The organism is Arthrobacter sp. 10N44_2 (assembly GCF_056394385.1).
In genome coordinates, this window is record NZ_JBFTHT010000024.1 from 15,815 (window position 1) to 37,018 (window position 21,204).

General features: G+C 66.4%; 25 protein-coding genes and 1 tRNA gene. 12 read left to right on the forward strand and 14 right to left on the reverse strand.

Going from position 1 to position 21,204, the window contains the following annotated elements; all coding sequences use genetic code 11:
• Window positions 1-120 precede the first annotated feature (120 nt).
• The 5 genes from cysS to AC1DBX_RS19110 form a co-directional block, all read right to left on the reverse strand.
• Window positions 121-1,569 (reverse strand): cysteine--tRNA ligase, encoded by a 1,449-nt coding sequence (cysS, locus tag AC1DBX_RS19090; RefSeq protein WP_476932468.1) that lies wholly within the window; start codon window positions 1,567-1,569, stop codon window positions 121-123.
• Window positions 1,570-1,661: 92 nt separating this feature from the next.
• Window positions 1,662-2,021: a hypothetical protein gene (locus tag AC1DBX_RS19095; RefSeq protein ID WP_476874219.1), complete on the reverse strand. Its 360-nt coding sequence runs from the start codon at window positions 2,019-2,021 to the stop codon at window positions 1,662-1,664.
• A 106-nt stretch (window positions 2,022-2,127) separates the two neighbouring features.
• Window positions 2,128-2,646 (reverse strand): 2-C-methyl-D-erythritol 2,4-cyclodiphosphate synthase, encoded by a 519-nt coding sequence (gene ispF / locus AC1DBX_RS19100; protein ID WP_476932469.1) that lies wholly within the window; start codon window positions 2,644-2,646, stop codon window positions 2,128-2,130.
• Window positions 2,643-3,488, reverse strand: a complete 846-nt coding sequence (gene ispD / locus AC1DBX_RS19105) for a 2-C-methyl-D-erythritol 4-phosphate cytidylyltransferase (RefSeq protein ID WP_476858135.1) — start codon at window positions 3,486-3,488, stop codon at window positions 2,643-2,645. Before ispD ends, ispF begins: the two co-directional genes overlap by 4 nt.
• A 168-nt stretch (window positions 3,489-3,656) precedes the next feature.
• Window positions 3,657-4,139 carry a CarD family transcriptional regulator gene (locus tag AC1DBX_RS19110; protein WP_026266570.1) on the reverse strand — a complete coding sequence of 161 codons (483 nt, stop codon included), beginning with the start codon at window positions 4,137-4,139 and terminating at the stop codon, window positions 3,657-3,659.
• Window positions 4,140-4,465: 326 nt separating this feature from the next.
• On the opposite strand from AC1DBX_RS19110, the gene AC1DBX_RS19115 reads away from it, so the two are divergent.
• Window positions 4,466-5,035 carry a hypothetical protein gene (locus AC1DBX_RS19115; protein ID WP_223915304.1) on the forward strand — a complete coding sequence of 190 codons (570 nt, stop codon included), beginning with the start codon at window positions 4,466-4,468 and terminating at the stop codon, window positions 5,033-5,035.
• A 142-nt stretch (window positions 5,036-5,177) separates the two neighbouring features.
• Here the strand turns inward: AC1DBX_RS19115 and AC1DBX_RS19120 are convergent, their stop codons facing one another.
• Together AC1DBX_RS19120 and AC1DBX_RS19125 are read right to left on the reverse strand one after the other, a co-directional pair.
• Window positions 5,178-5,858, reverse strand: a complete 681-nt coding sequence (locus tag AC1DBX_RS19120) for a response regulator transcription factor (RefSeq protein ID WP_018774213.1) — start codon at window positions 5,856-5,858, stop codon at window positions 5,178-5,180.
• Entirely contained in the window at window positions 5,855-7,087 is a 1,233-nt protein-coding gene (locus tag AC1DBX_RS19125) for a sensor histidine kinase (protein ID WP_223915308.1), read from the reverse strand. Before AC1DBX_RS19125 ends, AC1DBX_RS19120 begins: the two co-directional genes overlap by 4 nt.
• Before the next feature lie 207 nt (window positions 7,088-7,294).
• Here AC1DBX_RS19125 and phoU point away from each other — a divergent pair, with 207 nt between their 5' ends.
• Window positions 7,295-7,957 (forward strand): phosphate signaling complex protein PhoU, encoded by a 663-nt coding sequence (phoU, locus tag AC1DBX_RS19130; protein WP_079552056.1) that lies wholly within the window; start codon window positions 7,295-7,297, stop codon window positions 7,955-7,957.
• A 173-nt stretch (window positions 7,958-8,130) separates the two neighbouring features.
• Here phoU and AC1DBX_RS19135 read toward each other — a convergent pair whose 3' ends face one another.
• Complete coding sequence (locus AC1DBX_RS19135) at window positions 8,131-8,877, reverse strand: phosphoglyceromutase (protein ID WP_230009468.1); 747 nt, start codon at window positions 8,875-8,877, stop codon at window positions 8,131-8,133.
• A 178-nt stretch (window positions 8,878-9,055) separates the two neighbouring features.
• Here AC1DBX_RS19135 and AC1DBX_RS19140 point away from each other — a divergent pair, with 178 nt between their 5' ends.
• Complete coding sequence (locus AC1DBX_RS19140) at window positions 9,056-9,904, forward strand: class I SAM-dependent methyltransferase (protein WP_476887992.1); 849 nt, start codon at window positions 9,056-9,058, stop codon at window positions 9,902-9,904.
• Window positions 9,905-10,086: 182 nt separating this feature from the next.
• Here the strand turns inward: AC1DBX_RS19140 and AC1DBX_RS19145 are convergent, their stop codons facing one another.
• Both AC1DBX_RS19145 and AC1DBX_RS19150 read right to left on the reverse strand, forming a co-directional pair.
• A complete protein-coding gene (locus tag AC1DBX_RS19145) occupies window positions 10,087-10,446 on the reverse strand; it encodes a DUF2516 family protein (protein WP_028276353.1) in 360 nt (119 codons plus the stop codon).
• Window positions 10,447-10,455: 9 nt separating this feature from the next.
• A complete protein-coding gene (locus tag AC1DBX_RS19150) occupies window positions 10,456-11,652 on the reverse strand; it encodes a trans-sulfuration enzyme family protein (protein WP_476932470.1) in 1,197 nt (398 codons plus the stop codon).
• A gap of 134 nt (window positions 11,653-11,786) precedes the next feature.
• Here AC1DBX_RS19150 and tmk point away from each other — a divergent pair, with 134 nt between their 5' ends.
• From tmk to AC1DBX_RS19190, 8 genes are all read left to right on the forward strand, one after another.
• Window positions 11,787-12,443: a dTMP kinase gene (tmk, locus tag AC1DBX_RS19155; protein ID WP_476932506.1), complete on the forward strand. Its 657-nt coding sequence runs from the start codon at window positions 11,787-11,789 to the stop codon at window positions 12,441-12,443.
• Window positions 12,440-13,582 (forward strand): DNA polymerase III subunit delta', encoded by a 1,143-nt coding sequence (locus AC1DBX_RS19160; protein WP_476932471.1) that lies wholly within the window; start codon window positions 12,440-12,442, stop codon window positions 13,580-13,582. Before tmk ends, AC1DBX_RS19160 begins: the two co-directional genes overlap by 4 nt.
• A 60-nt stretch (window positions 13,583-13,642) precedes the next feature.
• Window positions 13,643-15,226: an alpha/beta hydrolase gene (locus AC1DBX_RS19165; RefSeq protein ID WP_476932472.1), complete on the forward strand. Its 1,584-nt coding sequence runs from the start codon at window positions 13,643-13,645 to the stop codon at window positions 15,224-15,226.
• 114 nt (window positions 15,227-15,340) lie between these two features.
• Window positions 15,341-15,413, forward strand: a tRNA-Thr gene (locus AC1DBX_RS19170).
• Between the two features lie 813 nt (window positions 15,414-16,226).
• Entirely contained in the window at window positions 16,227-16,367 is a 141-nt protein-coding gene (locus AC1DBX_RS19175) for a hypothetical protein (protein WP_476932473.1), read from the forward strand.
• A 222-nt stretch (window positions 16,368-16,589) separates the two neighbouring features.
• A complete protein-coding gene (locus AC1DBX_RS19180; protein WP_476932474.1) occupies window positions 16,590-16,910 on the forward strand; it encodes a hypothetical protein in 321 nt (106 codons plus the stop codon).
• 192 nt (window positions 16,911-17,102) lie between these two features.
• Complete coding sequence (locus tag AC1DBX_RS19185; RefSeq protein WP_476932475.1) at window positions 17,103-17,561, forward strand: hypothetical protein; 459 nt, start codon at window positions 17,103-17,105, stop codon at window positions 17,559-17,561.
• Window positions 17,562-17,908: 347 nt separating this feature from the next.
• Complete coding sequence (locus AC1DBX_RS19190; RefSeq protein WP_476932476.1) at window positions 17,909-18,208, forward strand: hypothetical protein; 300 nt, start codon at window positions 17,909-17,911, stop codon at window positions 18,206-18,208.
• A 320-nt stretch (window positions 18,209-18,528) separates the two neighbouring features.
• Here AC1DBX_RS19190 and AC1DBX_RS19195 read toward each other — a convergent pair whose 3' ends face one another.
• The 3 genes from AC1DBX_RS19195 to AC1DBX_RS19205 all read right to left on the reverse strand — a co-directional run bounded on the left by AC1DBX_RS19195 (window position 18,529) and on the right by AC1DBX_RS19205 (window position 20,052).
• On the reverse strand, window positions 18,529-19,074 hold the full coding sequence (locus tag AC1DBX_RS19195) for a hypothetical protein (RefSeq protein WP_476932477.1): 546 nt from the start codon (window positions 19,072-19,074) through the stop codon (window positions 18,529-18,531).
• 23 nt (window positions 19,075-19,097) lie between these two features.
• Window positions 19,098-19,577 (reverse strand): DUF6884 domain-containing protein, encoded by a 480-nt coding sequence (locus tag AC1DBX_RS19200; protein ID WP_476932478.1) that lies wholly within the window; start codon window positions 19,575-19,577, stop codon window positions 19,098-19,100.
• A gap of 76 nt (window positions 19,578-19,653) precedes the next feature.
• Complete coding sequence (locus AC1DBX_RS19205) at window positions 19,654-20,052, reverse strand: excalibur calcium-binding domain-containing protein (protein ID WP_476932479.1); 399 nt, start codon at window positions 20,050-20,052, stop codon at window positions 19,654-19,656.
• 89 nt (window positions 20,053-20,141) lie between these two features.
• Between AC1DBX_RS19205 and AC1DBX_RS19210 the strand changes: the two genes are divergently transcribed.
• A complete protein-coding gene (locus tag AC1DBX_RS19210) occupies window positions 20,142-20,393 on the forward strand; it encodes a hypothetical protein (protein ID WP_476932480.1) in 252 nt (83 codons plus the stop codon).
• 93 nt (window positions 20,394-20,486) lie between these two features.
• On the opposite strand, the gene AC1DBX_RS19215 is transcribed toward AC1DBX_RS19210, so the two are convergent.
• A complete protein-coding gene (locus tag AC1DBX_RS19215) occupies window positions 20,487-21,077 on the reverse strand; it encodes a hypothetical protein (RefSeq protein ID WP_476932481.1) in 591 nt (196 codons plus the stop codon).
• Window positions 21,078-21,204 lie beyond the last annotated feature (127 nt).

Sequence of the window (21,204 nt, forward strand, 5' to 3'; positions counted from 1 at the left end):
AAATACGCGATTCGTTGACAAGTCTGACCTCCAGTCTACTGACTCGAGTAAAATCCACGATTTCGGGGTGGCCCGGAACGGACGACGGCGGCCCACTTCACCGGCCGCCGGCAACGGGCTTCAGCCGCGCTTGATGCTCCAGCTCGCCCCGTCCGGGCCGTCCTCGACGACGACGCCGGCTGCGGCCAGTGTGTCCCGGATGGCGTCGGACGCTGCCCAGTCCTTGGCGGCCCGGGCGTGGGCGCGCGCCTCCAGCTGAGCCTCGACCAGGACGCCAAGGGCGGTGTTGGCTTGTTCGTCGGCCGCCGGCGTTGCGGTGGCGTTGAGGCCGAGGACGTCCAGCATGGCGGTGACGCTGGCCAGCGCCTGGCCCGCGGCGTCAAGGTCGCCGTCGGTGAGAGCCGTGTTGCCGGCGCGGACGGTGTCGTGCAGGACAGCGAGGGCCTGCGGGACGTTGAGGTCATCGTCCATGGCCACCCCAAAAGCTTCCGGGACAGAACCAGCGGATGCCTCCGGTCCCGGGTCGGGCAGGACCCGGCTCGCGCGGCTGAGGAAGCCGTCGATCCGCTCGACGGCGGCGGCCGCTTCCTGCAGGGACGTCGGCTGGTAGTCCAGAACCGAGCGGTACTGCGCCTGCCCGAGGTAGTACCGGACAACGCGCGGCGGGGCGATCTCAAGCATTTCCGTCGGGCTCACGGTGTTGCCGATGGACTTGGACATTTTCTCGCCGGCGTAGGTGACCATCCCGTTGTGCATCCAGAAGTTGGCGAAGCCGTGGCCTGCCGCCTGTGACTGCGCCATTTCGTTTTCGTGGTGCGGGAAGCGCAGGTCCAGGCCGCCGCCGTGGATGTCGAACTCGGTGCCGAGGTACTTGGTGACCATCGCGGAGCATTCGAGGTGCCAGCCCGGGCGGCCGGCGCCCCACGGCGAAGACCAGCTCGCCGTCGTCGGCTCCCCGTCCTTGTAGCCCTTCCACAGCGCGAAGTCGCGGGGGTCCTTCTTGCCGCGGGGGTCCGCGTCAGGGGCGCCCTGCATGTCGTCGAGCTTCTGCCGCGTCAGCGAGCCGTACTTGGACCACGAACGTACATCGAAGTAGACGTCGCCGGAGTCGTCCAGGGCCGGGTAGGCGTGGCCGCGGTCGATCAGCTGCTGGATGAGGGTGTGCATTTCCGGGATGTGGCCGGTGGCGCGGGGCTCATAGGTGGGGCGGGAGACACCCAGGGTGTCATAGGCCTTGAGGAATTCCTGCTCGTAGCGGTAGGCCAAGGCCCACCATTCCTCGTTGCGGAGGGCTCCGGGCTCGTCTTCAAAGTCTGCGCCGAACGAGGCGGCTGACTTGGCAAGGATCTTGTCGTCGATGTCGGTGACGTTGCGGACTGCCGTCACGCGGAAGCCGCGGTACTGCAACCAGCGGGTCAGCTGGTCGAACGCGATGGCCGAGCGGATGTGGCCGACGTGTGGCATGCCCTGGACGGTGGCTCCGCAGTAGTACAGGCTCACCTTGCCAGGTACCAGGGGGACGAAGTCGCGGACTTCGGCGGATGCAGTGTCGTAAAAGCGCAGGGTCACCGCTCCAGATTAGCCGATGGCGCTCCGGGGCCTGACCCGCGGCTTTGCCGGCACGGCGCAGGCCGGCAGGCAGGGACGGCCGGTGCGGCGACCTACTTGCAGTATTGGCCGATCTTGTTGATCTGCTCCGTGAGCTGGGCCGTCTGTTGGTCGGTCTTGGTTCCCGTAGGGCTCGCCGCAACCTGCTTCATGATCTCGGCCATCTGCTGGATCGGGGCGCCCACCTGCGGCGCTACCTTGTCCGCAACCTCCTGGTAGTGCTGGCCAATCTGCCCTGCCTGCTCCTTAGCGCTCCCGGAGGGCACGAAGGTGTCGGTGTTGAGGAACTTACAGCTTTCCTCGACGCTGAGCTTCGGAGTGGCGCTAGGCGTTTGGGGCGCTGTCGTGGAGGCGGCACAGCCGCTCAGCATGGTCCCTGCCACGAGTACGACGGCGGTCAGCAGCTTCTTCACGGCAGGTCTCCTGGCAGTTCGGAACGGGTGTCTCACTTGGGTCTTCCCTCAAGCGTAGGGGACCGGGGCCGGCGGTGCTTAACCGGCGGCGCCCAACCTGCGGTGCTTAGCCTGCCGGATACACGAGCGCTGTTGCCACGGCCGAGATCCCCTCGCCGCGGCCGGTGAACCCGAGCCCGTCGCTCGTGGTGGCTGTGACGCTCACCGGCGCCGCGGCAGCGGCGCTGAGGACCTGCTGGGATTCCTCCCGCCGCGGGCCGAACTTTGGCCGGTTCGCCACGAACTGGACGGCGATGTTGCCGATTTCGAATCCGTGGGCGCGAACAATCCGGGCGGCCTCGGCCAGCAGGGTCACGCCGGATGCTCCGGCATATTCGGGCCGGTCCGTACCGAAGTGCGTGCCCAGATCCCCGATCCCGCAGGCCGAGAAGAGCGCGTCGGCGGCGGCGTGGGCCACGGGGTCGCCGTCTGAGTGGCCGGACAGACCCCGCTCCCCCTCCCAGAAGAGGCCGCCGAGCCACAGCGGCTGCGACTCGTCCTCGGCGGCGAAGGCATGGACATCGACGCCGATCCCGGTCCGGGGAATGACCGGGGAAACGACTGGCGGGTTGGTGGACATGCTCATCCCTCCACCCAGCGCAAGCCCAGGGGCCCTTCGAGAAGGCCTTCGGCCAGGATCAGGTCCAGGGGCGTGGTGATCTTCAGGGACTGGCTGGCGCCGCGTACCGCGTGGACCGGGACCCCGATGAGCTCCACGAGCATCGCGTCGTCCGTGACGAGGGCGGCCTGGCCGGCGTCGAACCCGGAGGCAGCTTCGTGGGCGCGCTTGAGGGTACTCAGGGCGAATCCCTGCGGTGTCTGCACGGCGCGGAGCGATTCCCGGGGCGCTGTCCCGGTGACCAGTTCGGGGGCCACCGCGGCGCCGTCGCCGGTGGTCGGTTCGACGGTCTTGACGGTGTCGACGACCGGTATCACCGGAATGACGGCCGAGGCACCGGCGCCGAGCGCCGCTGCCACGCGGTGAAAGACGGCTTCCGGCGTCAGCGCCCGGGCGGCGTCGTGGACCAGCACCGATTCGATATTGGGCAGGAGGGCCGCCATCGCTGCGCGGACTGAATCGGCGCGGTCCGCACCGCCGTCGACGACCGTCACCACGGGAGCCCGGACGCCGGAGCCCGACGCCGCGCCGGAGTGTCCGGCCGCAAGCTCCTGTGTGAAGGCCTGGCACAGCGCCCGCAACTCGGTGTCGCCCGGGGGGAGCGCAATGCAGATCTGCTGTGCGATCCCGGCAGCCGCCACACCGCGGAGGGCGTGGGTGAGGATGGTGTCCCCGCCGAGAGGGACTTTTGCTTTCGGCATGCCGTAGCCCAGGCGTTGGCCGGAGCCGGCGGCTACAACTATGACCGCTGTGGCGGGACCGGGCTGTGACGTATTCGCCTGTGACGTATTCGTCGGTGCAGTATCCATGGGCACAAGACTACGTCCCCGCGCCTCGGACCGGGGCGCTCAAAGGGACCACAACCGATAGCCCAACGGAGGGGGCGGCCGCTGAAAAAGGGCAAAAAGAAGCCCCGGCGGCTGACGCCACCGGGGTTCGATTCTTATCTGCGCCGGCCCTGCTGGGCCGGCCCTGTGCTAGGAAGCCAGGACCTCGTCGAGAACGCTTGCAGCCTTCTCTTCATCAGTCTTCTCAGCCAGTGCCAGTTCCGAAATCAGGATCTGACGGGCCTTGGCCAGCATGCGCTTCTCTCCCGCGGAGAGACCCCGGTCGTGATCACGGCGCCAGAGGTCGCGGACGACCTCGGCTACCTTGATGACGTCACCGGAAGCAAGCTTTTCCAGGTTTGCCTTGTAGCGACGCGACCAGTTGGTGGGTTCTTCAGTGAACTCGGCCCGCAGCACGTCGAACACGTGCTCCAAGCCTTCCTTGCCCACTACGTCCCGAACCCCTACCAGGTCAACGTTTTCTGCTGGAACTTCAATGGTCAGATCACCCTGAGCCACCTTGAGCTTGAGATACATCTTCTCTTCGCCCTTGACAGTGCGCATCTTGATTTCTTCAATTTTGGCTGCACCGTGGTGAGGGTAAACTACTGTCTCGCCGACCTCAAAAACCATGTGGACATTCCCCTTTCCCGCAGACCAGTTTATCACGATTAAGGCATACAACTGGCATCAAAAGGTGCCGGGAACCGCATGAATCCGGGGAAAATGGCCGTAATCCGCCCCCTCAAACCCCTTGACGAATGCGGATAATAGTGCCTGCGGCCCTAACTGCCAAGAGGTTTCCGTCCCCCGCCGAGCCGGGTCCCGCCGCCGGTGACGCACGCTTGGCCGCGCTTGTGTGTAGTCGCCGAATCCTTGTTTGCGGCCGTTTGCGGCTAGGCTATGGCTGAATAATGTTTCAAGACTCTCAAGGAGTGCGTGACGTGCGTTTCACTGCGATGAACCGGGGCCAGCGCGGCAAGCTGGCAATGGCAACGGCTGCACTTGGCATCGGCCTGTTGTCCCTGACCGGCTGCGGCTACATCAACGCCCAGCAGACCACGGAGCAGTACGCGGCCTCGGACGGAACCCGGACTGATCTCGGTGCGCTGCAGCTGCGCAACTTCATCATCGTCTCCGATGGCGAGGACAAGCCGGGCCGCGTGATCGGCGCCGTGTACAACACCTCCTCCAATGACGTGGTGCTGACCATCAAGGGTGCGGAGGGATCGCAGACCCAGGTTCCGGTCAAGAAGAACTCCTACACCATGCTCAACGACTCCACCGACGCCGCGATCCTGAACCCGGCCGGCGCCAAGCCGGGCGCCGTCCTCGATGTCACCATCTCCGAGAACGGCACCAACAAGGAAGCCAAGTTCACGGTTCCGGTTATGGACGGCACAATCGTCGACTACAAGTCGTACCTGCCGACGCCGGCGCCCACCGAGTCCGGCACGGCCACCTCGACGGAGACGGCTACGCCGACCGAGACGGCCACGCCGACGCCGAGCAGCACGGCCGGCCACTAGCTTCAACGGCTGGACCTATTGCAAAAGGAGGGGCACCTGCAGGTGCCCCTCCTTTTGTGTGTCCCCTGATGTTCAACTGCGCCGGACGTCCAGCAGTCCGGCGGCCCGGCAGCAGCGGCCGCCGGGCTGCCTCTTCCGATCTTTAGGGCTCGAACTTGTAACCCAGCCCCCGGACGGTGATCAGGTACCGCGGCGCGGACGCATCCGGCTCGATCTTGCTGCGCAGCCGCTTGACGTGGACGTCGAGGGTCTTGGTGTCCCCCACGTAGTCGGAGCCCCAGACCCTGTCGATCAGCTGCCCGCGGGTCAGGACCCGGCCGGAGTTCCGCAGCAGCATTTCCAGCAGCTCGAACTCCTTGAGCGGCAAGGCGATCTGCTCGCCCCCGACGCTGACCACGTGGCGTTCAATGTCCATCCGGACAGGACCGGCCTGCACTGTGGTGGAGACAAGTTCCTCCGGCTCGCTCTGGCGCCGCAGGACGGCCCGGACCCGGGCCACGAGTTCCCGCGAGGAGTAGGGCTTGGTGACATAGTCGTCGGCGCCCAGTTCGAGCCCCACCACCTTGTCGATTTCAGAGTCCTTGGCCGTCAGCATGATCACGGGCACCCCGGAGCGTTGCCGGAGTTGGCGGCAGACCTCCGTGCCGGACTGGCCAGGCAGTTGCAGGTCCAGGAGCACGAGGTCGGCGCCGTTGCGGTCGAATTCGGTGATGGCGTCCAGTCCGTTGTCCACCACCTCCACTTCGAAGCCTTCTTTACCCAACAGGTAGGACAGGGGGTCGCTGAAGGACTCCTCGTCCTCGACAATCAGAATCCTGCTCAAGCGGTAGCTCCTTGCTCATGGACGCCTGCGGCGTCACGTCGTTGCGGTCTGGGGTCCCGACTGGAAGTTTGGGCTGCCGGCTTGCCCGCCTCGGGGGCGTCGCCGTCGTCCTGCCCTTCTATCTCGGGAAGTCGAATGGTGAATGTGGAACCCTGGCCGAGCCGGGACCACAGGGTCACCTCGCCGCCGTGGTTGGAAATGACGTGCTTGACGATGCTCAAGCCAAGCCCGGTGCCGCCGGTCTGCCGCGAGCGGGCAGCATCCACGCGGTAGAAGCGCTCAAAGACGCGCTCCTGGTCCTCGGCGCTGAGCCCATCGCCCTGGTCCGTCACCGAGACCGCCACGAGACCATCCTTGGCCCGGATGCCCACGCCCACCTTGGTGTTCTCCGGCGAGTAGCGGATGGCGTTATCGATCAGGTTGCGCAGGGCGGTCACGAGAAGGTCCTGGTCGCCGTAGACCAGGGCATCGGCGTGCCCGCCGACGACCAGCTGGATGTTCTTGCTCTCGGCCGGCAGCACGGAGCGGTCCACGGCCTCGCTGACCACAAGGTTGATGTCCACCGGGCGGCCCTGCTGCGCGACGTTGGCGCCCTGGAGCCGGGAGAGTTCAATGATGTCCTGGACAAGCGCCGCAAGCCGTGTCGATTCCTTGTGCATGCGCTTGGCGAACCGCTTCACCGCCTCGGGGTCGTCAGCGGACGACTCGAGTGCCTCGGCCAGGAGGGAGATCGCCCCGACCGGTGTCTTCAGTTCGTGGGAGACGTTCGCGACGAAGTCGTTGCGGACTTCCTCGGTGCGGGTGAACTCTGTCCGGTCATCGGCCAGCAGGAGGACATATTCCTCCGTGATGACGGCGGCCCGGACCTGGACAACGATCGTGCCCTGGCCGAGCGGGCCGCGCGGCAGTTCCAGCTGCTGTTCGAGGATGACCCCGTCCCGCCGCACCTTGGCCGTCAGTTCCAGCAGCTGCTGGTGCACCACCGTGTGCCCGCGGACCAGGCCGTAGGCGTAGGCGGCGGGGCTGGCGCGGACCACGCCGTCGATCGCATCCACCACCACGAACGCGCGGCCGAGGACGGCGAGCACTTCCGCGGCCCCCTCGGGCAACGAGGGGTCATCGACGTCGACGTCGACAATATGCCGCTGCTGCTCACTGACCCGGAACGCGAGTACGCCGAACATGCCAAACGAGAGGCCGATCAGGCCGGCGATCACGCCGATGAGCATTGGATCCACGGCTCCAGCTTATGCTCTGCCACGTGACCGAAGCCGAAATCTCCTGCGATTCGGGCAGCGGTTCAGCTAACGTTCACCTATTGGGGCGTAACAGTTCACCGGACACTGAAAGAGTTGACAGTTGGAGCGCCGGTAGGTGAACCGAAATAGGCCCGCCACTTCGATTGCAGGCAATATTTCCGAGGAAAGGACGCACACGTGCGTAAGGTTTTTCAGGAGGAGCTCGCCCAGGTAAGGGAACAGCTCGTCGAGATCTCAGCGCTGGTCACAGAGGCCATCGACAAGGCCACGACAGCTTTCCAGGGCGCCGATATCGACCTCGCCGAGGACGTGATTGCCGCCGATGCCCGCATCGACTTCCTGCAGAACAGCCTCGACGAGCGGGCCATCGACATCCTCGCCCTCCAGGGCCCGGTGGCGAGCGATCTGCGCATGCTGGTTGGTTCGCTCCGGATGAGCGCCTCGCTCGAACGCATGGGCGACCTCGCCCGGCACCTGGCCCAGCTGGCGCGTCTGCGCTATCCGGCGTCAGTGGTCCCGGACCAGCTGCGGGAGACCTTCAAGGCTTTCGCGGAACAGGACCTGCTGATCGCCCAGAAGCTCACGGAGCTGCTGGCAACCCGCGACCTCGGCGTGGCCCGGGAGATCATGAAGGCCAACGGCGCCGTCAATGACCTTCACCTGAGCGTTTTCCAGGCGATCGCCCGCAGCGACTGGCAGGAGTCGCCGGCCACCACGGTGGACGTTGCCCTGGCCAGCCGCTACTTCGAGCGCTTCGCGGATCACGGCGTCTCCGTGGCCCAGAAGGTCACGTACCTGGTGACGGGCGCGTGGCAGCCGAGCACGATCGAGCACAACTGACTCCGGCCAACTGCGGCTGACTCAGCCGCAGTTACGGCTGAATCAGCAGCAGTTACAACGGCGCTGATAGCACCGCGCTGATACGAACGACGGCGTCCGGTCACCTTGGGGGTGGCCGGACGCCGTCGTTTGTGCGCTGTGCCTTACTTAGTGCCTGCCCGGGCGGGGGCCGGTTACTTCTTGCCCTGGTTGGCGACTGCCTTGATGGCCTCGGCGGCGGCCTCGGGATCGAGGTAGGTGCCGCCCGGGTTCAGCGGCTTGAAGTTCTCATCCAGTTCGTAGACCAGCGGGATGCCGGTGGGGATGTTCAGGCTGGCGATGTCCTCGTCGCTGATCCCGTCAAGGTGCTTGACGAGGGCGCGGAGCGAGTTGCCGTGGGCGGTGACCAGGACGGTCTTACCGGCCCTGAGGTCTTCCTTGATGTCTGATTCCCAGTACGGCATGAGCCGGATCAGGACATCCTTGAGGCATTCGGTGCGCGGGACGGCGTCGCCGAGGTCCGCGTAGCGCGGGTCCCCCACCTGGGAGAACTCGGAATCGTCAGCCAGGGGCGGCGGCGGGGTGTCGTAGGACCGGCGCCACAGCATGAACTGCTCCTCGCCGAATTCGGCGAGGGTCTGGGCCTTGTCCTTGCCCTGCAGCGCGCCGTAGTGGCGCTCGTTGAGCCGCCAGTCGCGCTTGACGTCGATCCAGCCGCGGTCGGCCTTTTCCAGTGCCATGTTCGCCGTGTTGATGGCCCGCTTCAACCGCGAGGTGTAGAGGATGTCGGGGAGGATGTTGTTCTCCACGAGCAGCTCGCCGCCGCGGACCGCCTCGGCACGGCCCTGGTCATTGAGGTCAACGTCCACCCAGCCGGTGAACAGGTTCTTGGCATTCCAGTCGCTGTGGCCGTGGCGCAGCAGAATCAGCTTGTAAGTCATGGTTTTCATCCTAGCCGAGCGGTTGGCGGCGGTGCCGAGCGTTACACCGCGCGCGTTTCAGAGCGTGCCTCACCTTCTGCTTCACCGCGTGCTTCAGGGCAACGCGGGGTCGCTCCCGGCCCATCCAGCGCCCATCACGGAAATGGGGTGACCCCGCGTTGGAGGATAGGCTTGGGCGGTGGTACAGAAGGCTGAACGGGTGCTGGCCCCCCGAAACAAAGGCGGAACGAGAGGCGGCGCGCGCGGCGGCAGGCCCGTGGGTAACGTGACCCGCGGAACCACGAACCCCAACCGGATGCGCCGCGTGGACCGCTGGCTGACCGGGCCGCAGGCATGGCGGCTGCGGGCCGCGGCCCATCCTCTCGCCGTCGACCTCGGGTACGGCGCCTCACCGGCCACCGCCGTCGAACTTTTCGAACGCCTCGCCGCGGTCCGCGGGGACGTACAAATGGTGGGGATCGAAATCGAACCGGAGCGCGTCCGGCAGGCCCAAGCCCTTGAACGGCCCGGCCTAAGGTTCCAGCTGGGCGGCTTCGAACTGCCCATGACCGGAAAGCCTGTGCTGGTCCGCGCCTTCAACGTGCTGCGGCAGTACGAGGAAACCGACGTGGCGGGCATCTGGCGGCTGGTGCAGGACCGGCTGGCCCCGGGCGGGCTGTTCATCGACGGCACGTGCGATGAGATCGGGCGGCGCGCCGCCTGGGTGGCGCTCGACGTCGAGCGGCCGCTGAGCCTGAGCCTGTCCATGCGGTTCGGTGCCTTCGTGCTGCCCTCCGACGTTGCCGAAAGGCTGCCGAAGGCCCTGATCCACCGCAACGTGCCCGGCGAGAAGATCCACGCCTACCTGCAGGCGATGGACCAAGCTTGGCTGGAAGCGGCGCCGCTGGCGGCCTTCGGAAACCGGCAGCGCTTCGGGGCTATGTGCCGCGCACTGCTCGACGCCGGTTGGCCGATCCAGGACGGCCCGTCCCGCTGGCGGCTGGGCGAAGTGACGGTCGGCTGGGAAGCCGTGGCCCCGGGAGCTTAGGCGCCGGTGGGTGGGCCCACGCCGGCAGGGTTCCCTGGGCGAGCTTGCGAGCTTAGGGTGCCGGTGTTGGGCCCACGCCGGCAGGGTTCCCTGGGCGAGCTTGCGAGCTTAGGGTGCCGGTGTTGGGCCCACGCCGGCAGGGTTCCCTGGGCGAGCTTGCGAGCTTAGGGTGCCGGTGGGGATCACCACGGGCCGTAGGGGCCCATGTTGCTGCCGCGGCCGCGGCCGGCGTCCTTGACGGCGGGGCGGACGTCGGCGAGGTATACGGACGCGGCCGTCACGGCTGCAAGGCCGAAAATCCCGAGCGAACTGGCGCCGCCACCGCTGCCCAGCTGCGAGAGCAGGGAGAACAGTCCTACGGCGAACGCGCCGCCGGTCAGGGCCAGCCAGAAGGTCTTGGTCCGCTTCGATACGGCCTCGAACGCGTTGGCCTTGTGCCGGAGGCAATCGAAAAACGCCCATGCCTCAAGGACAAAGGCCACGACAGCCAGGACCAGGTAAACCCCGGATTCGACAAAGTAAATGAGTATGCGTCCGTCCACTCCCCCAGCCTAGCCGTCCAGAGTGCCCAATGCCTGCTCCAAATCGGCCCAAAGGTCTTCTACGTTCTCAATGCCCACGCTCATCCGGACCAGGTTGTCCGGCACGCTCTCCGGCTCGGCGGCGTGCCGGCGCCGGCGTTCGATCAGGGATTCCACCCCACCCAGGGAGGTCGCGGGGAGCCAAAGCTGCAGGGCGCGGATCATGCGGTCCGCGGCGTCCGCGCCGCTGAGGCCCCTGCCCTGCCCACCCACCGGTGCCACCTCGATGCACAGGACGGAACCGAAACCCTTCATCTGCTCCTTGGCCCGCGCGTGGCCGGGGTCCGAGGCCAGCCCGGGGAAGCGGACGCCGGCCACCTTCGGATGACCGTCGAGCCGCTCGGCCAGAATTTGGGCCGACGCCTGCGAACGCTCGATCCGCAGCGCGAGGGTGCGGAGCCCGCGCAGCGCCAGCCACGCCTCGAATGGTCCGGCGATTCCGCCGTGGATGGTGCGGTGGTGCAGCAGGGCGGCGCGGAGACCGGCGTCGGACGTCACCAGGGCACCGAGTACGACGTCGGAGTGGCCGGAGAGGTACTTGGTCACCGAATGCAGCACGACGTCGGAGCCCAGGCTCAGGGGCTGCTGCACCAGGGGCGTGGAAAAGGTGTTGTCCGTGACGACGATGGCGCCGGCCTCATGTGCCGCGGCGGTCAGGGCCCGCATGTCCGCGACGCCGAGCATGGGGTTCGTGGGGCTCTCCAGCCAGAGCATGCTGGCGGCGCGCCCGCCGGCCGGGGCAAGCGCCGCAAGTACAGCGTCCGTGTCCGCGATGTCTACCGTCCGCAGCTCGAGGAACCCTTTGGCCGCCAGTTCGGTGGCCATGGTGACCGATCCCGCGTAGCTGTGCGACGGCATGACGAGCACGCCCTGGGCGGGCACCAGGGACAGGGCCGAACTCACGGCGGCGAGTCCCGAGGCGTAGAGCAGGCCTGGCAGTTCCGCGCCCTCCAACTGGCCCAGCGCCTCTTCAAAGGGGTCCCACGTGGGGTTGGAATACCGGCCGTAGCCGCGGTCGCCGTCGCCCAGCGGTCCCGTACCGAAGTAGGTCGAGGACAGCACCAGCGGCGGGTTGACCGGTTCGTCGCGGGTGCGCGGCGGGCGCCCTGCCGCGACGACCAGGGAATCCGGCGAAAGCGAGGCGGCCTGTTCTTCAGTAAGACTCATGAGGACAGGGTACGTGGGCGCCCGGCAGGGTACCCAAGCCGTTACGCCGCAGACTTTGCGCAGACGAGAGCGTCGGTGATTGTCGGTACTCTTGAACGGTGACTACCCAGAGCCCCGGAGCGTCCCGCCGAAAGTTGACCGGCCCGTTGCCCGGACTGTTTATTGCCTTCGAAGGCGGAGACGGCGCCGGCAAGTCCACGCAGGCGGCTGAACTCGCCAAGGCCCTGGAATCAGGTGGTTTTACCGTTCTGCGCACCCGGGAACCGGGCGGCACGGCGATCGGTGAGAAGCTGCGGTCCCTCGTGCTGGATCACGGCCACGGCCACATCGATGCCCATACCGAGGCCCTGATTTTCGCGGCATCCCGGGCGGCGCACGCGAGCCAGGTCATCCGCCCCGCCCTGGAACGCGGCGAGATCGTCCTCACCGACCGGTACATCGATTCCTCGGTCGCGTACCAAGGCGCCGGCCGAGGCCTCGGAACGCAGGCGGTCCGTGACATCAATGCCTGGGCCACATCGGACCTGCAGCCGGACCTGACCGTACTTCTCGACGTCGAACCCGCCGTTGGCCGGCAGCGGCGCACCGCCGGCGAGGCCGCCGAAGACCGCCTCGAGTCCGAGGCCGACGAATTCCACGCCAAGATCCGGGCGGCCTTCCTGGACCTCGCCTCGGCCCGGCCGGAGGCGTATCTGGTGCTGCCCGCCCGGCTGCCCGTCGCCGAACTCGCCGCCCGCATCCTCGAGCGCGTCGAGTCCCTGCTGGCCGTCACCCAAAGCAGCACAGCATGACGGTCTGGGACGACCTCCAGGGCCAGGACGCCGTCGTGGCCCAGCTGCGCCAGGCGGCCCAGAACGAAGGACTCACCCACGCGTGGCTTTTCACCGGCCCGCCCGGCTCCGGCCGTTCCAACGCCGCGAAGGCGTTCGCCGCGGCCCTGAACTGCGACCAGGAGGACGTCAGCCTGCGCGGCTGCGGCGAATGCCCGGCGTGCCTGACCATCCTCGGCGAAACCCATTCCGACGTCGCGTTCGTGCGCACGGAGAAGGTCACCATCACCATCGACGAGGCGCGCGAGCTCGTGTCCACCGCCGGGAACCGGCCCTCGTCGGGCCGGTGGCGGATCATCGTGGTGGAGGACGCGGACCGGATGGCCGAGCGGACCACCAACGTGCTGCTCAAGGCCATCGAGGAACCCACGCCCCGCACCATCTGGATGCTCTGCGCCCCCTCCCCCGCCGATGTCCTGGTGACCATCCGCTCCCGCTGCCGGCCGGTGGCGCTGCGGCTCCCGCCGGCCGCCGCCGTCGCTGCCCTGCTGGTCAAGCGCGACGGCGTGGACCCGGCGGTCGCCGAGCGCGCCGCCCGCGCGGCGCAGAGCCACGTCGGGATCGCCCGCCGCCTGGCCCGGGACCCGGAGGCCAGGGAGCGCCGGCTCGAGACGGTCCGGTTTCCGTTGTCCCTTCGCGGCGTCACGGCGGCGGTCATGATGGCCGAGAAACTGGTCAAGATCGCCACCGAGGAAGCCAACAGCTCCAACGACGAGCGCGACGCCGCCGAGAAAACCGCGCTTCTGACCACCCTCGGGGCACCCGAAAGCGGCACGCTGCCGCCAGCCATGCGGAGCCAGGTCAAGCAACTCGAGGACGACCAGAAGCGCCGCGCCAAGCGTTCCGTCACCGATTCCCTTGACCGCACCCTGACGGACCTGTTGTCCTTTTACCGGGATGTCCTGATCATCCAGATGGGGAACGCAGTAGAACTCGTCAACGTTGAACTCAGAAGCGAACTCGAAGACTTCGCCTCCCGTTCCACCGCCGAAGTGACTCTTGCCCGAATGGACGCCATCAACAAGGCCCGCACGCGGATCACCACAACCAACGTGGCCCCGCTGCTGACGATCGAGTCCATGGCTTCCAGCCTTATTTGACGGTTCCGGCCGCTCCAACGATCATCTTCGCTTTCGTTCCTAGCCTCCAAGGAGAACCGCATGAAGCCTGCTCGACCCCAGTCCGCAAGATCCCGATCCCTGGCGATCGGCATGCGGGCCGTCGGCGCCGTGGCCCTGGCCCTCACGCTGGCCTCGTGCACCCTTTTCGGCGGCGGGGGCGGCAACGGGTCCAGTGCGCCGGCATCGGGGGCAGCGGGGGAGGCGGACCCGTCAATCGTGGCGGCCGCGCCGGCCGAACTGCGCAGCTACTACTCCCAGCAGGTCGACTGGAAACCGTGTGAAGGCAACTTCCAGTGCGCCAAGATCAAGGTTCCGCTGGACTACAGCAAGCCCGACGGCGAACGCATCGAGCTTGCCGCCATCAAGCTCGCCACGACAGGCGACAAGAAGGGCACCCTGATGGTCAATCCGGGCGGCCCGGGCGGCTCGGGGTACGACTTCGTCAGGGATGCGGCTAACACCCACATTTCGGACAAAGTCCGGTCCGCCTACGACATCGTGGGCTTCGACCCCCGCGGCGTGGAGCGCTCCGCCCCGGTCACGTGCCTCACGGACAAGGAACGCGACGCGTCCCGCGCCAAGACCTACGCCCTGGACACCGACGCCGGACTGGACGAGGCCTTGGCCGACAACAAGGCCATCGCTGCCAAGTGCGTGGAGAAAACCGGGCCGGTGCTGGCCCACATCGACACCTTCAGCGCCGCCAAAGACATCGACATCCTGCGCGGCGTGGCCAACGACTCAAAGCTGAACTACCTCGGCTACTCCTACGGGACCCTGCTGGGCTCCACCTATGCGTCGCTGTTTCCGGACAACGTGGGCCGGTTGGTCCTCGACGGCGCCATGGACCCGTCGCTGAGCAACGAGGAACTGACCCGCGACCAGGCCGTGGCCTTCGAAAAGGCCCTCCACGCCTATGTCGCCAAGTGCCAGCAGACGTCCGGATGCCCCCTCGCGGGAAGCACCGAGGAAGGTGTCCAGCAGATCCGCAACGCCATCAGCGCGGCCGAGGCGAACCCGCTGCCGGCGAAGGACGGACGGAAGGTCTCGGGCTCCACGTTTGTCAGCGGCCTCATCATCCCGCTCTACAACAATGACAACTGGCCGATCCTCACCCGGGCGCTCGCCACCGCCCTGGCCGGCGACGGCACGGGCATGTTGCAGCTGGCCGACTTCGGCGCCGACCGCGATCCCAGCGGCACCTACACGTCAAACAGCACCTTCGCCTTCAACGCCATCAACTGCCTGGACTACCCGATGGTGTCCGACACCGCGTCCATGCGGGCCGAGGACCAGAAGCTGCGCCAGCTGTCGCCCACGTTTGGCTACTACTTCGCCTATGGCGGCAGCAACTGCAAGGACTGGCCGTACAAGAACGTCCGGACCCCTGCCCCGGTCGATTACAAGGGCTCGGCCCCGATTGTCGTAGTTGGAACCACCGGCGACCCGGCTACGCCCGTGCAATGGGCCAGTTCCCTGCGCAAGCAGCTTGGGAACGCCTCGCTGCTGACCTGGAAGGGTGAGGGCCACACGGCGTACGGCCGTTCCAACAGCTGCATCGGCAACGCTGTCGATGACTACCTGGTGGACGGAAAGGCCCCGGCGGACAACACCGTCTGCTAGGTCCGCGACAGGGCCGCATGCTGGCTTCGGTCGCTCATTTTGACCCGGACGCCGGGACTCTATTACAGTTGTCTCTTGCATGATCCGCCCGGTTCGCCGGGCATTCATGTGGTTGCTTCCTTAGCTCAGTTGGTAGAGCGTCTCACTCGTAATGAGAAGGTCGCCAGTTCGATTCTGGCAGGAAGCTCTAGATTCAAGGTTTTTCTCCTAGTTCTGATTCGGTCCGGCACGTTTACGGCACACTTTCGTCCGCGGGTAGCGTGGACCCCTTTGTAGCTCGATGATCGCGAAGTTGGTACAGCGGCGATTGTACGAGGAGTTCATGCCGCCGTAGAAGTCTTGAGCCCGTATCAATGGGTCCGGGTTCGAGTCCCGGGGGTGCACCACAAAAACCCCGTCTTTACTGGCAAATAGCCACGAAGGCGGGGTTTTGTCTTGCCCCAAAAACGCCCGAAGGGATACTTACGGGCTATTAACTCTGGCCCTCCTCCCCCATCTGGGCCGAGTGATGACGCAGATGCGAAACCAGCGGACCGGTTTGCGGAGTGCTGGACCGTACGACCTGCGGTCTGCTTGATGAATGCTGCCGTGCCCCTGCGATGGTCGTCTGGGATAACGGCCTCCGGCTTACATACAGCCCGGCCCAGGCGCGGTGGGGACGGCTGGAATGAACAGAACTCGAGGGCTGCCCCAACCCCACGGGCAGCAAAGCGACTGGGGCGGCCGTGATGTCCTGAGCCGGCCCTTCGAGTTCTCGGGTCCGGATGTGCGCCGCGCTCGTCTGGAGAAGACGGATGACCTGATGAGCCAATTGGCAGGGCTGGGCTCCGGCATCGGCTTTGACCATGCTCCGCATTCATGCAACCCGACACCTTTAGGGGTCATCGGGCTTCCTGGGGTGCAAAGGTTGCCGCCGTATTCGCCGCCGACCGCAGTGCAGGGGTAAGTGCGTACGCATCCATCGCGGGCTCCTTGGCCCACGGGCGAGGACGGCGGACCCGTGACGTGGGCTGAGGTGGCGCGGGTGTTCGGCAAGACCATGCACCCCTTGGCGCAGTACCACCGGCTAATCGGGCCCGAGGTCGGGGAACGTCAGAAGGTCTTGGATTCCAGCGGTTGGCGGTACTCGGAACCGGACTAGGGAAACCTCGCAGCCCACATTCTCGGCCCGGTGGCAACGGTCCTGTGCCGGCACACCACAACGCCGGACAGCGGTGTGGCTGCAGTCTGGGAAGGCTGGGGCGGCCTCACAGGGTCAGCGGGATACCGGCCGCTGACCGCGGTTCGGGGACCGCTTCCGGGGATCATTGGGAAACTCACAGCGGCTCACCGCTCCGGGGCCGGTCTCCTGCCAGCAAAGACGATGAAGAATTCCCGGCTGTCGCTCCCGGGGCGCGACTACTTCCTGTTCGCCGCCGCCCCGCGGGCCTTCACGGACGCCTCGTGGATTCATGACGCCCCCTGGAACCGCGACCCGTACTGGCCGCAATCCCCCAACCTGCTCTGGCCCGAGGACAAGGCCTGGGTCATGGTCACGGAGATCGACTTCGACTCCACCATCGTCGCCGGCAGCCCCGGCCTCGTCGCAGAGCTCGTCGCCGATCCACAGATCGAAGCGGTCCAGATTCCCGAAGGTGCCGACCTGACCAGCAACGCTGACGAGGTAAATCGGCCGGACGCCTAGAGTCGGCGGCAGAAGTGAAACCGGTGCTCAGGTCAGCAGGAATTCGCCGGGATGGCAACGGCCAGTGCCGCCCGCAGCCGGTCCAGGTCTTCCGTTGCCGCCGCCGGCGGCTGCTCAGTCACGCCTCCATGCAAGCAGACCGACGGCGGGACGCAAGCAGGCGCTTCGGGACGTTTCGCGTAGTCTGTCGCCATGACCTCGGGAAGTGGTGATGGCGACGCAAGGTACGAGTGGCAATCGTGGCCGTCCGACTCCCTGGAGGGAATGCCGCCGAAGCGGCGCCGACTCGTTGTTTGGGGACTGCTGTGGCTCTTTCTCTTGAGCAGTGTCCTGCAGAGCGTCCTTAGTGCAGCGGGCATGCCCGAGCCGTGGCGGTCCGTGGTGCTCGCTGCCGCCCTGGCGGCAGTCTTCGTTCCTCTGATCCGGGGAGCCATCACTGAAACGCGTGCCCTCCGAGCGGAGGGCGTCGACATGCCCGGCTTCGTGATTACCCGCAAAGCGCTGATCGTCCTCTCTGTCATCACCGGTTTGCTCTGGGTCGTTTTTGTTGTCCTTGCATTCTTAGGCGAGGTCGCCTCCCTGCTGGTGCCGATCGCCTGGACCGTTTTGCTGGCCTTCCAAGTCCGGCAGTGGAGATCCTTGCCGCACTAGCTGCCGGCGTTCGGCTCACCGCTGAGTGACAGAGGAGTAGCTGGAGGAGAATGTCCGCATGGCCATGGATCATGAGATGTCCTCGTGGAGTCTCCGCCCGTCAGCACCGGCCTATGCCAGGGTGACTTGTGGGCCGTCGGGCTGTTCAGAGCACGCGGAACCGCCACCATTGGCAGCTTCACGTCGGAGGACGTGTTCCGGCTAAATCCCCTGGAGCGAGCGGTGAAAAGACGGGGACACGCCCGCGGCTGGTGCGGCCCGCTGCCTGGACCGGAGGGTGAGCCAATTGCGCCGACCTGGACCAGCGACATGTAGGAGCCGTCCCGCTTCCCTTCTAGACTGGCGGCATGACCACGAATGCTCCTGAGCTTTCCGCCCTGAAGGCCGCCATTACCGAGCGGCTCAACGCCCACGACCTGCTCGGCGTCATGGACCACGGGGCACCCGAGGACGAGTACGACCCGGAGATGGAAGACTTCGCCGTGCTCATTGCCGCCGGCACTCCCATCACGACGGAGGCCGTGGCCTCTGTCTGGCACAAGTGGTTCGGTGACAGCGCCGGGGAGGCAGCGGGCGAGCCTGAGCCGCCGACGTCGGCCATGACCGCCCTGGCGGCAGACCTGCAGGCCATCCAAGAGAACCGATGAGGCATGGGGGATGGCACTTACAGCCGCCTCCCCCGCCGTTCCCAGTCCGCTCGGAGGGCCTCCTCCGCGTCCCAAAATGGTGCATCATTCCTCCGCACTCGGAGCAGATACAGGAATTGCGCCACGCTAACCGCGAACCAGGCCGTGTAGATCCAGAAAGACAGGACGTCCAATCCGTCGTCCGGCCACAGCTTGTTGAGCGCCAGCAGTGAGCTGCACACGGCCTGTCCGCCGGCTGACCAGGCTCCGAACTTCCAGGAGCCGCGAGCCATCCGCGGCTCCATTCGCTTGCGCTCTTCACTGGTCGGCACAGCACGCCCCTAGAACCGCTCATCGATGAGCTTCAGGCCAAGCTCGCCGGTGGCGAAGTGGAGCTGACCTCTATCGGTTGCGAGGGCCACGATCCCCCAGTTCTTCTTCAGCTCGCGAGGCCGCTTCGGGGGCGGCTCGATCTGGCCCTGGCGCGCGACGTCCGAGAACACCGTGATCTTGCCTTCGGGTTCGCCCTTGTCGATGTAGTCAGGCTGGAACTTGAAGGTGCCGGTGCCGATTTCGGCGAAACCCGGCAACCACCGGCCGCGGAGGGAATCGGGGTGCGAGTCCGCGTACCGGAGTGCGCATTCGATCACGCCGCGCTCGGCGTCGCGTGCCAGCCGCGCTTTCCGTTCCGGCGCAGACTTGCGGACGAGCAGGAACGACCCGAGGCCCATGATGACAACAGTTAATGCAGTGGACCCCCACCAGCCCAGGGCATCGCGAAGGACGTCTGAAACAAACAGCGCGACGAAGAGCAGCCAGACCTGAGAGGTGACAGCGGCCTTTTCCCACCTACCGCGGGGTGAGGGCTTCAGCATCTCGAGAGCCATCTCCGCATCCTATTACTGACCGGTCACATTACGCGCGAGTTAAACGGGAAATCAGCCTGCCCTGAACTTTCGAGGGCGGTGAGCCGGCCGGTCAGCCAGCCTAGCTGCTGACCGATACCAAGGCCTTTCATGGGGATTTCGACGGGCCACCGGCTGTTGTGCACCGCGATGCGGTACTGCTCCCCCGCCAGGGCAATAAGCGTGACGTTCTCCAGGCCGGCCAGCTCGGCGTCGAGCTGGTCCTTGACCCGGGCGCCCCACTGGTGGATCGGTGGGGTGGTCCGGTGGTTGGTGCCCAGACGGATGTCGTACGGCTCCAGAACAGTGTCCGGATGGACCAGCCCATGCTTCGCGGAGAGGACATACCAGCGGTCGCAGGTGGCCTCGGCATAGGCGGAGGCCTTCTTGAACAGCTGGGAGACGTAGAGTTCGCGGGCCGGTGCCGGGCGCTTCAGCTTTTGCGAGGCGCAGCCGACCAGGCCGACCGTGATTCCCTTGCTCATTGCCGCTCCAGTTCATCGTCCGGAATGCTCCTGTCCGGCAGGCCATGCGTAGAGGGCGGGCCCCGGCTGGCTGGTCCTACGGGTGGGACGGGCAGGCGATTCCGTCCCCATCCGGATCCAGCTGCTTGGTGTAACCCGGTTCGCCCTTCTTGAAGGGACCCTGGCCGCCAAGCCAGACCTGGTCACAGCTCGTATATCCGTAAGTCGGAGGTGGTGTGGGGTCGGCCGGCTTCTTCGTCCGCGCGGGCTTCGGCTTGTGGTGCGTCGCCTTGGTTGTCGGAGTTGCTGTTGGCGCGGGTTCGGGTTCAGAGATCGAGGGGTCGTTCTGAGCATCCGCGGAGTCAGCATGTGCGGCCAGGCCGCCGACGGTTCCGGCGATCAACGCCACGAGGATTAGTGCCGCGGCAATACAGACGACCGGCTTGGGCCGCCGGCGGCCGGGTGCGGGCGGGATGGTCTGGTCGAGCGGACTCACGGTAATGCATTCCTTTGGTTGGGCTTACGCCAATTCCCATGCGCAGAGAAGCGTGGGCAGCCCGTAGCCGGAGGGAGCCTTCCGCCCTTATGTACCAGAACCAGGCCGTGGAGCTACAGTTGCCTCAGCACGAGGGGGCCATTGTGGAGTTGATAGTTATTGGAATCGGGGCAGGTTTTCTGATCGTCGCGAACATCGTGCGCGATCTGCTCACCAAGAGGAGCCATGCCCGGCTTGGCTCCGACCCGGAATCGGAACGGGCACGCCGGGACATTCAACGGGCGAAGACCCTGGGCAATTCACATTTCGTCGGACTCGACAATACCGGGCACCGCCGTTAGCAGAAGGCACTGTTGAACGCCGGCCCACCGGCATAGTCGCCCGGAGTAAGGCGCAGACAACAGCCGCAGGACCGCCACCGAGGGACCCCACGGTCAGCGCTTGCGGCTCACCGTGGGACGGGTGAACGCGTTGACGTTCCGCTCGGCCAGCACTTGGGCATTGAAGGGTGCCGCACCGTAGAACTGGTCGCTGAACGGGGTGCTGGCGAAGAGCAGCATGGCGTCGTCCGAGTGCAGGGCGGTCATCCGGAACATGGTCATGGCCGCTCCCCCGACGCCGCCGAACGGGCCGGCAGTGGAGCCGTACCAGGTCTCCCAGGAGACCACGGACCGGAAGACGGCCAGGCCCGTAGCGTACTTGGGGATCAGCCCGGAGGTCTCGAGCGCGATGAGCGACTGGTGGGCGGCGTCGGCATGGGCGGTGAGGAGTTCGTCGATGAGCCGGTCGGTGATGGTTTTGATCAAGGCCCCGGCGCAGTGCTTCGAGTCCCCGGTGATTTCTCCGGCGCCGTCCTCGGATTCATAGGAGACGGTCTGGTGGCAATGGAATGAGGCGTCCGCGTGCAGGGAGTCGGCAATGTCCTGGGCGCGCTCACGGTCCAGGAACGGCGTCCGGTCGGACCGGAACGGGCAGTCGCCGCAGGGGCGCTTCAAGGCGAAGGGTCGGAAGGTCGCGTTGCTCATGGTCCCCATGTGTACGGACCAGTGCGTCAGCGTCATCATCCCGGAAACGGAGACAAAGCTCCCGGTTCGCCGCTAGAGTCTGCTGTGGGGGAACAATCATCCGTCTGCCGGGCCCCGGCAGCGCTAT

What these genes read in the sequence shown, in the direction of transcription:
- ispF (WP_476932469.1), bottom strand. Translation starts at nt 2,646, where the DNA reads ATGAGCATGTCCACCAACCCGCCAGTCGTTTCCCCGGTCATTCCCCGG.
- ispD (WP_476858135.1), bottom strand. Translation starts at nt 3,488, where the DNA reads ATGGATACTGCACCGACGAATACGTCACAGGCGAATACGTCACAGCCC.
- AC1DBX_RS19110 (WP_026266570.1), bottom strand. Translation starts at nt 4,139, where the DNA reads ATGGTTTTTGAGGTCGGCGAGACAGTAGTTTACCCTCACCACGGTGCA.
- AC1DBX_RS19115 (WP_223915304.1), top strand. Translation starts at nt 4,466, where the DNA reads ATGAACCGGGGCCAGCGCGGCAAGCTGGCAATGGCAACGGCTGCACTT.
- AC1DBX_RS19125 (WP_223915308.1), bottom strand. Translation starts at nt 7,087, where the DNA reads ATGCTCATCGGCGTGATCGCCGGCCTGATCGGCCTCTCGTTTGGCATG.
- AC1DBX_RS19135 (WP_230009468.1), bottom strand. Translation starts at nt 8,877, where the DNA reads ATGACTTACAAGCTGATTCTGCTGCGCCACGGCCACAGCGACTGGAAT.
- AC1DBX_RS19150 (WP_476932470.1), bottom strand. Translation starts at nt 11,652, where the DNA reads ATGAGTCTTACTGAAGAACAGGCCGCCTCGCTTTCGCCGGATTCCCTG.
- AC1DBX_RS19160 (WP_476932471.1), top strand. Translation starts at nt 12,440, where the DNA reads ATGACGGTCTGGGACGACCTCCAGGGCCAGGACGCCGTCGTGGCCCAG.
- AC1DBX_RS19165 (WP_476932472.1), top strand. Translation starts at nt 13,643, where the DNA reads ATGAAGCCTGCTCGACCCCAGTCCGCAAGATCCCGATCCCTGGCGATC.
- AC1DBX_RS19180 (WP_476932474.1), top strand. Translation starts at nt 16,590, where the DNA reads ATGAAGAATTCCCGGCTGTCGCTCCCGGGGCGCGACTACTTCCTGTTC.
- AC1DBX_RS19185 (WP_476932475.1), top strand. Translation starts at nt 17,103, where the DNA reads ATGACCTCGGGAAGTGGTGATGGCGACGCAAGGTACGAGTGGCAATCG.
- AC1DBX_RS19190 (WP_476932476.1), top strand. Translation starts at nt 17,909, where the DNA reads ATGACCACGAATGCTCCTGAGCTTTCCGCCCTGAAGGCCGCCATTACC.
- AC1DBX_RS19195 (WP_476932477.1), bottom strand. Translation starts at nt 19,074, where the DNA reads ATGGCTCTCGAGATGCTGAAGCCCTCACCCCGCGGTAGGTGGGAAAAG.
- AC1DBX_RS19200 (WP_476932478.1), bottom strand. Translation starts at nt 19,577, where the DNA reads ATGAGCAAGGGAATCACGGTCGGCCTGGTCGGCTGCGCCTCGCAAAAG.
- AC1DBX_RS19210 (WP_476932480.1), top strand. Translation starts at nt 20,142, where the DNA reads ATGTACCAGAACCAGGCCGTGGAGCTACAGTTGCCTCAGCACGAGGGG.
- AC1DBX_RS19215 (WP_476932481.1), bottom strand. Translation starts at nt 21,077, where the DNA reads ATGAGCAACGCGACCTTCCGACCCTTCGCCTTGAAGCGCCCCTGCGGC.